Origin of the sequence: Spirillospora sp. NPDC049652 (assembly GCF_040675125.1) — a bacterium.
Lineage (GTDB): Bacteria > Actinomycetota > Actinomycetes > Streptosporangiales > Streptosporangiaceae > Spirillospora.
Genome location: NZ_JBFAOF010000313.1, coordinates 1 through 7,399 on the forward strand (window position 1 = coordinate 1; position 7,399 = coordinate 7,399).

The following is a 7,399-nucleotide window of genomic DNA, read 5'->3' on the forward strand; positions in this document are numbered from 1 at the left end:
ACCTGCCTCGGCACGCGCGGCCAGGCGGCCCGCGCCGAGCGGACCGCGCTGGAGCTGATGGAGCGGGGCGTCGCGGGCCCGATCTGGGCCGACCGGGTGGGGATGGTCGAGCCCCGCGAGTGCTACGTGTCCCGGGACGTGTACGGCGACCAGGAGTCGGTGATCTGCGTCTTCGAGTATCCGGGCGACGGCGGCGCGTCCGACCGGCACGCGCTGGTCGTGCTGGTGGACCGGACGCGGCCGGGCGTGGTCGGGACGCGGCTGCCGGGCGAGCGCCCGCCCGCGTGCGGGTCGGTGCGGGACGCGTGGGTGTCGTCGCGGATCGACCGGCTGCTCGACCACTGCCGGCGCGAGGCGGCGGTGAACCCGCTGATGCGGTTCGAGGAGATCGAGCCGCGGGACGCGCGGGCGCTGCTCCAGCGCTGCCTCGACCACACCAACGAGGAGCCGGACGCGCCGGTCGACGAGAACTTCGGGTCCTACCACGCGTTCGTCCGGCACCGGGTGCGGGCGCTGCCGACCGGCGGCCGGGCGCCGCAGCCCGCCGTGCACGGCGCGGACCGGCGCGCCGACCTGGCCGTCCGGTTCCTGGCGTCGGACGAGGCGGCGGAGCTGTCCGACACGGCCGCCGCGAGCCGCTGCGTGGACCGGATCATCGACTACGGCTGCACGTACGACTTCGGCCGTCCGCTGCGGGTGAGCCCGGTCAAGTGCGAGATGTTCCTGCTGGACTGGCTGCCGCGCAAGGTGCTGCTGTCGCAGGCCGAGCAGGAGGCCGTCCCGCATGTGCTGGCCGCGTGGACGCGGTGGGCGGGCCGCCGCACCGGGCTGCCGGACGAGGCGGTCCGCGCGACGCTGGACGCGGTGTGGGACGCGACGGCGAAGTTCGCCGACGCGTACCGCGACCCGTCGTCGTTCGGGCTCGACCGCGAGATCGTGGACCGGCTGCTGCCCGACGGCGACCTGGAGGCGCTCCCCCGGCGCGCGTTCGCGCTGCCGTTCCTGTCGGGGCGGCACCGGGTCTCGGGCCGGCACGGCACGATCGACCTGTCGGTGCTCGACCCGTCCGATCCGGCGGACCGGCGCGTCCTGCTGGAGCTGGAGCACCCCGGGGCGCCGGAGGAGCACCTCCAGGCGCACGAGCGGGTCGCGGACCGGTTGTGGCGCGGCGACCCGCCCCAGTTGTGGGAGACCGCGCAGGCGCTGCTGGACGTCGGGTACGAGCGGCACGAGGTGCTGCACCGGCTGATCGCGGTGCTGGACCGCAGCGGGCACGATCCGCGTGCGCTGCGGGCCGCCCTGCGTGTGCTGCGGCACGAGCCGCCGCCGGGGTGAGACGGTGACGGACCGCTGGAGGGGACAGCGGTGAGCCGCGACGGCGTGGGGGCGGCGTCGCGGGGTGAGGTGCGGACGGCGCGGTTCGAGGCCGCGCGCGGTGGACGGCGCCGGCGGGGATCGCGCTGAGTGAGGACTGTCGCAGCCGGGTGAGAGAGTGCCGGAGGGCGCGTCTCCGCACGGGCGTGCGTCCGGTTTGCCAGAAAGTGCCCTGGACGACAATCATCGAACCGGGCAGTGATCGACGGGGGGAACCGGGGGGCCACCCCCGGCCGTAGGGAGTGATCTTGTTGGAGTGGTCCGAGTTCGCTCGGCGCCTCGGGCGCGAGCTGACGGCCCTGGAACGGGACACGATCCTGATCGTCCGGGAGCGTGAGGAGAGCCGTCACTACGTCCAGGCCATGCGGGAACCGGACCGGCTCTACGCCGAGGCGGTGAGCAACAACTTCCTCGACGGCCCGCTGCTCCTCACCCTCGCGGACGAGGAGGTCATGAGCGAGTCGGGCTGGCGCCCCCCGGCGGAGCCGGGCGCGGCCGGCCCGCGCAACTGGTGGACCGAGCTGCCCGGGTTCGCCACCCCCGCCGACTACGCGCGGCTCGCCGAGGTCATGGTCACGGCGCTGCGCGACGTCCAGGCCGTCCGGCGGCCGTCCGACCTGGTGTACGAGTCGTTCCACCGGCACGGCACCGGCCTCGTCGGGCTTCCGGAGCTCGGCCTCGAGTGCGCCGACCCGTCCCGCATCACCCGGACGCGCGGGGTCGATCCGCTGTCCGCTTCCGGCCAGGGTTCTTTTCCGGAGCCGGACGTCCTGGCGGCCGAGCCCGGCATGCCCCCGCCGCCCGCGTTCCCGGACGCGAAGGGGCTGAGCGGCCCGGCGCCGAACGGCCTCCCCGGCGCTCCGGGCCCGTTGCAGGGTCCCGGCGGCGCGGCCTTCCCCGGGTACGGGGACGTTCCGGGGCAGGGGCCGTCCGTGCATGACGTGCAGGCGGGCTTGGCGCCCGCGGCCGCGCCGGTGCCCATGGGAAGCCCGGCGGACGAGATCGAGCCGCGGCTCGCCGAGGCCAAGGACCGCGGCGACCACACCACCTACTTCGACCTCCTGCCCACCGCCGACCTGGTCTTCCCCGACGCGCCAGGCGAGAGCGTCCCGCCGACCATGACCCTCGGGGCGGTCACGTACATCACGGTCTTCACCTCCCCCGGAGCGCTCGCCCGCGTGTCGTCCCCGGCGGTGCCGTTCCGCCGGACGTCCTTCGCCGACCTGTCGGCCAACTGGCCCGACCCGGCGTGGCAGCTCGCCATCAACCCGGGGCTGGGCAGCGAGATCCATCTCGACCTCACCGCCGTCGCCCGTTTGGGGGCCGTCCGGCCGGGGTCGAGCACGCCCGTGCCTCCGCCGTCGGGCGGGGTGAGCGTGCCGCCGCCGATGAGCGCCTCCCCTGGCCTGCCGGACGTGCCGTCCGTCCAGCCGGGCGCGGCCGACGCGGTCGGCGCAGTCGGCCTGCACGGCGCTTCGGCCTTTCCGGAGTCCGAGGACGAGACCCGCCTCGATCTCACGGCGATCGATCCGCACGGACGGCACGACCAGGTCGGTGCGCCGAGCGCTCCCCTCGGGCCGGAACCGTACGCGCCCTCCAGCGGCCCCGCGTCGTATGAGGAGTCCGGGTTGCCCGGCCCGCTCGCGGGTCATGACCCGTCCGCTACGCCGCAGATGCCGGGGCTGCCGGTGGAGCGCGACCAGCTCGCCGCCTCTGCCTCTGGCTCCGTCGGCGGCGGCTCGGTTGATGCGCAGTCGGAGATGCCGCCGCACTTGAGGCTGCGGCAGTACGAGATCTCGATGCCGGGCGTTCCCGCGCCGCGCGACGCGTCGGGCACGTCCAGCGCCGGCGAGGCGGTGACTCCGATGCCGCAGATGAACGCGCAGGATGACGGGTTCGGGGCGTCCCACTCTCCCGGTCCGTATGACGCGCTCTCGGCGAACGGCCCGGTTGAAGCTCAGCCGAGCGTGCCGGGGCCGCAGGACGCGCAGCACGACGCGCTCGCGCCGCAGAGTTCGCCCGCGCCGCATGAGGCTTTCGCCACGCAGGGCGCGGCTGAGATGTGGCCGGGTGCGTCCGGTCAGGCGGAACCGCACTCGCAGCGTGACGAGTACTTGCCGACCGATGGTGTCGGAGCGTCCGTGTTCCCCGTGCCGGACGGGCTGGGTGGGCCCTCGCATGGTGACGTGCTCGGCGCACCCCGGCAGCACGATGGAATCGCAGTGCCGGACGGTTCCGGCCAGACCGATTCCTTGGCCTCGCCGGAGGCGTCTGGTGCCCCGGAGCGGCAGGACGCGTTCGGGATGACCGATTCGGTCGGTGCGCTGCCGGAGACGGTGGCGCACGCGTGCGGGCAGGACGGCGACGCGGCAGATGCTCCGGCACAGTATGAGGCAGCCGGCCAGGACAGCTCGGGCACGACGTGGCCGCCGGAGGCCGACGCCGGCGCTGTGGGCGCAGCCTCTGGACGGCCGGCGTTCGGTTCTTCGGGGGCGTCCTCGTTGCGGGACGCGTTCGCGGGTGCCGCCGCTGGACGGCGCGACTCGGGCGCGAGGGGTTTTCAGGAGTCCGACACGTCCGGGATGCCGGTGCTGCCGGGTCTGGAGGCGCACGGGACGGCGGCGATGCCCGCGGCCGCTCCCGTACCGGACAGCGGCGTCGCCGAGACCGCTCACGTCGTGGGCACGGGTGCGACGCCGGGTTCGGACCCGGTCGCCGAGCAGATCCCGGATGCAGCCTCTAGCGCGGGGCCCGGCGCGGGGCAGATCCCCGACGCCGCGCCCCGCTCGGAGGCGCGCCTCGGACAGGTTCCGGACACCGCGCCTGGCTCAGGGCCGCGCGTCGCGCAGATCCCTGAGGCCGGGCCTGGCACAGGGCCGGTCGTCGGGCAGGTTCCGGATGCTGTGCCTGGCTCAAGTCCGATCGTTGACGCCCTGCCTGGCTCGGGGCCTCGTGTCGGGCAGGGTTCGGACGCGGTGCAGGGGTTGGAGTTCGTGCCGGGAGCGGCTGCCGTGCGGGGTGCGGACGCGGCCTTGATGCGGGTTCCCCACGGGACGGCGCTCTGGGAGACGGACGGGACCGGGGACGGTGCCCCCGTCGCGGTCTTCGACTCCGTCGGGGGTGTGTGGACTCCGGTGCGGGCGGACGCACTTCCCACACAACTGGGCGAATAGGTACTGGTGGGGACGGGGACGGCGATACTCCGCTACGGTCGTCTCCCCGACCCGCGGACGTGAAGGCTGGACCGAGTGGACTGGAGCGACTTCGCCGACCGGCTGGCCGCCGAACTGCCGCGGCTGCCGGAGCGCGCGTTCCTCATCGTGCAGGGCCCGACCGGGCTTCCCTACGCGCAGGTGCTGCGCGCGGACCGCGCGCTGCACGCGGAGGCGGTCGGCGACGCGTTCCTGCCCGTGCCGCTGACGGCCCGCCAGGAGCGGAAGCTGTCCGGACTCGGCTGGAACGAGCCCGACGACGAGGAGCGGCTCAACTGGTGGATGCGCCTGGAACCCCAGGAGGCGGCGCGTCCGCGTCCGTGCGGTGAGCTCGCGAGGGCGATGACCGGCGCGCTGCGGGAGGCGTACGGCGTCCGGTCCCCCGGGGAGCTGGTGTACGAGGCCGGGATGACGGGGCCGGGCGGCGGGACGCCGCTGGCCCTGCCCGCGCTCGGCATCCCGTCCGCCGTCCCGGAGGCCGAGGCCGTCCCCGCCGCCGGCGCGCCGTCCGGCGAGGTCGAGACCGAGCGCGCCCTGACGATCGCCCGCGAGCGCGGTGACCAGGACGGATACCTGGACCTGCTCGCGCGCGCCACCCTCTACCTGCCCGCTCCCGGCACGGACGGCGAGGGCGGACGGCATTTCGCGACCGCCGAGTTCGGCGGCGGGACGTTCGTGCTGGCCTTCACGTCCCCCGAGGCGATGGACCGGTCGCTGCGCGGCCAGGCCGTCCACCACCAGACCTCGACGGTGGCCGAGCTGGTGCGGGACTGGCCGCATCCCGACTGGCGGCTCGCGGTCAACCCCGGGCTGCCCAGCGCGTCCTACCTGGACACGCACATGCTGCCGAAGGGGCCACCGCCCGCGCCCCAGACGCCCGCTCCGCAGCCGTCCAAGGCACCGGCCGTGCCCGGGCTTCCGCCGGCGCCGTCGCCTGGGCAGGCGGCGTCCTCCGGGCCGGTGCGGGGCGAGCCGACCGACCGGCACGTGGCCGGACGGTCCCGGGCGGCGGCGTCCGATCCGCAGGTCACGCGGGTCGAGCCCGTTCCGGCGCCGGCGGACCGGGCCGAGCCGCCCCAGATGTTCGTCATGCAGAAGGTGCTGCGGCCCGAGCACGTCACCCACTACCTGGACGGCGGCTACGACCTGGTCGCCGGATACGTCCAGAAGCTGAAGGACGTCGCGGACCTGAACCGGCCGGAGCAGATCGTCCGGACGCTCGGCCTGGACTATCCGGGTTCGCCGTTCGATCCGGGCATGGAGGCGGTACACGTGATCCGCTGGCCCGCCGCGAAGCCGGCGCTGTTCCGGCGTCCGCTGGGCGGCGAGGACGAGACGGCGCTCGCCGGGATGCCGGGCGGCTGGGTCGTGGAGCATCCGCCGTTCGGCGGTCGGGGGTACGCGCCGGGCGACGGGCCGCCCGTCCCCGAGTACAAGGTGGACAGCCAGCGCCTGCCGCACGGCGCGGAGATGCACCGGCTCGCGCGCGAGGGCCGTCCGACGCTGGTCGCCGTGTACGACGCCGACCTGCGGCGATGGCGGATCCGGCTGGCGACCGCGCGGGGCGCCGACAAGCCGCGCACACCGCGGACCGCTCGCCGCGCGACCGGAGCCCAGAAGGCGAGGCAGCACCCCGGGACGCCCGGGACGTCGGGGAACGCGCAGGCAGGGCCCTCGGAGACTCGGATCGATGCCCGGCCGTCCGATACGCGGCCGGACGTGCCCCGGGGGCGGCACGCACGCGGTGGGAGTGGGGAATGAGCGTCCGGCACGGGTACGTCGCGGACTGGCGCGGCGAGGAGTACGAGGCGAGCCCGGACGGGGACGAGGTCCGGCTGTACCGGGCGCGTCCGGCGGAGGGGTTCGAGGAGGTCACGTCGGCACGGTATGTCCGGGTGGTGCCGGCCGCCGAGGTGACCCGGCTCGCGTACGTCAGCACGCACTGCACGTGGCGCGGCGAACCGTTCCTGGTGCTGGGCGAGCACGAGGGCTGGCTGCGGGTGGAGTACGTCGGCGGGCGGGCCCCGGTCGCCGAGCGGCTCGGCCTGGAGATGTTCGACCGGGGCGTGTACCAGGCGTGGGCGCCGCGCGGCGAGGTGACCGGCCTGGCCGAGACGGCGGTCTGAACCGGCCCCGGCGGTGGTACATCTTCTGCCATGCCGGTGATGGACATCAACGCCGACCTCGGTGAGGGTTTCGGCGTCTGGGAGCTGGGCGACGACCTGGCCCTGCTGGAAGTGATCACGAGCGCGAACGTGGCGTGCGGGTTCCACGCGGGAGATCCGCTGATCATGCGGCGGGTGTGCGCGGCGGCGGTGGAGCGCGGCGTGGCGATCGGGGCGCAGGTCTCCTACCGCGACCTCGCCGGGTTCGGGCGGCGCGAGATGGACGTGGCCCCGGCCGAGCTGACCGCCGAGGTGCTCTACCAACTCGCCGCGCTGGACGGGATAGCGCGCGCCGAGGGTGGTCGGGTCGCCTACGTGAAACCACACGGCGCGCTCTACAACCGGCTGGCCCGCGATCCGGTGCAGGCCCGGGCGGTCGCCGACGCGGTCCGCGCCTACGACACGACGCTGCCGCTGCTCACGCTGCCGGGATCGGCGTTGTACGAGGTCGCGGACGGTCTGACGGTCGTCGAGGAGTGTTTCGCCGACCGCGCCTACACGCCCGAGGGGCGGCTGGTGTCGCGGCGTGAGCCGGACGCGGTCGTGCACGATCCCGAGCGGGTGGCGGAGCGGGCCGTCCGGATGGCCGTCGAAGGGCGGGTCACGGCAGTGGACGGCTCCGAGGTGGCGCTCGCGCCCCGGTCGATG

5 protein-coding genes are annotated in these 7,399 nt (G+C 75.0%); all 5 read left to right on the forward strand.

Going from position 1 to position 7,399, the window contains the following annotated elements:
* Positions 1–1,335 (forward strand): hypothetical protein (locus AB0J52_RS20470; protein ID WP_500183191.1); only part of this gene is annotated, 1,335 nt, incomplete at its 5' end.
* Between the two features lie 287 nt (positions 1,336–1,622).
* Positions 1,623–4,547, forward strand: coding sequence for a TY-Chap domain-containing protein (locus AB0J52_RS20475; RefSeq protein ID WP_500183193.1), 2,925 nt, complete (start codon positions 1,623–1,625; stop codon positions 4,545–4,547).
* 75 nt (positions 4,548–4,622) lie between these two features.
* Positions 4,623–6,347, forward strand: a complete 1,725-nt coding sequence (locus tag AB0J52_RS20480; protein WP_500183195.1) for an SseB family protein — start codon at positions 4,623–4,625, stop codon at positions 6,345–6,347.
* Complete coding sequence (locus AB0J52_RS20485) at positions 6,344–6,712, forward strand: UCP033725 family protein (protein ID WP_500183197.1); 369 nt, start codon at positions 6,344–6,346, stop codon at positions 6,710–6,712. The genes AB0J52_RS20480 and AB0J52_RS20485 overlap by 4 nt, the downstream gene beginning before the upstream one ends.
* A 30-nt stretch (positions 6,713–6,742) precedes the next feature.
* Positions 6,743–7,399 (forward strand): LamB/YcsF family protein (locus tag AB0J52_RS20490; protein WP_500183200.1); only part of this gene is annotated, 657 nt, incomplete at its 3' end.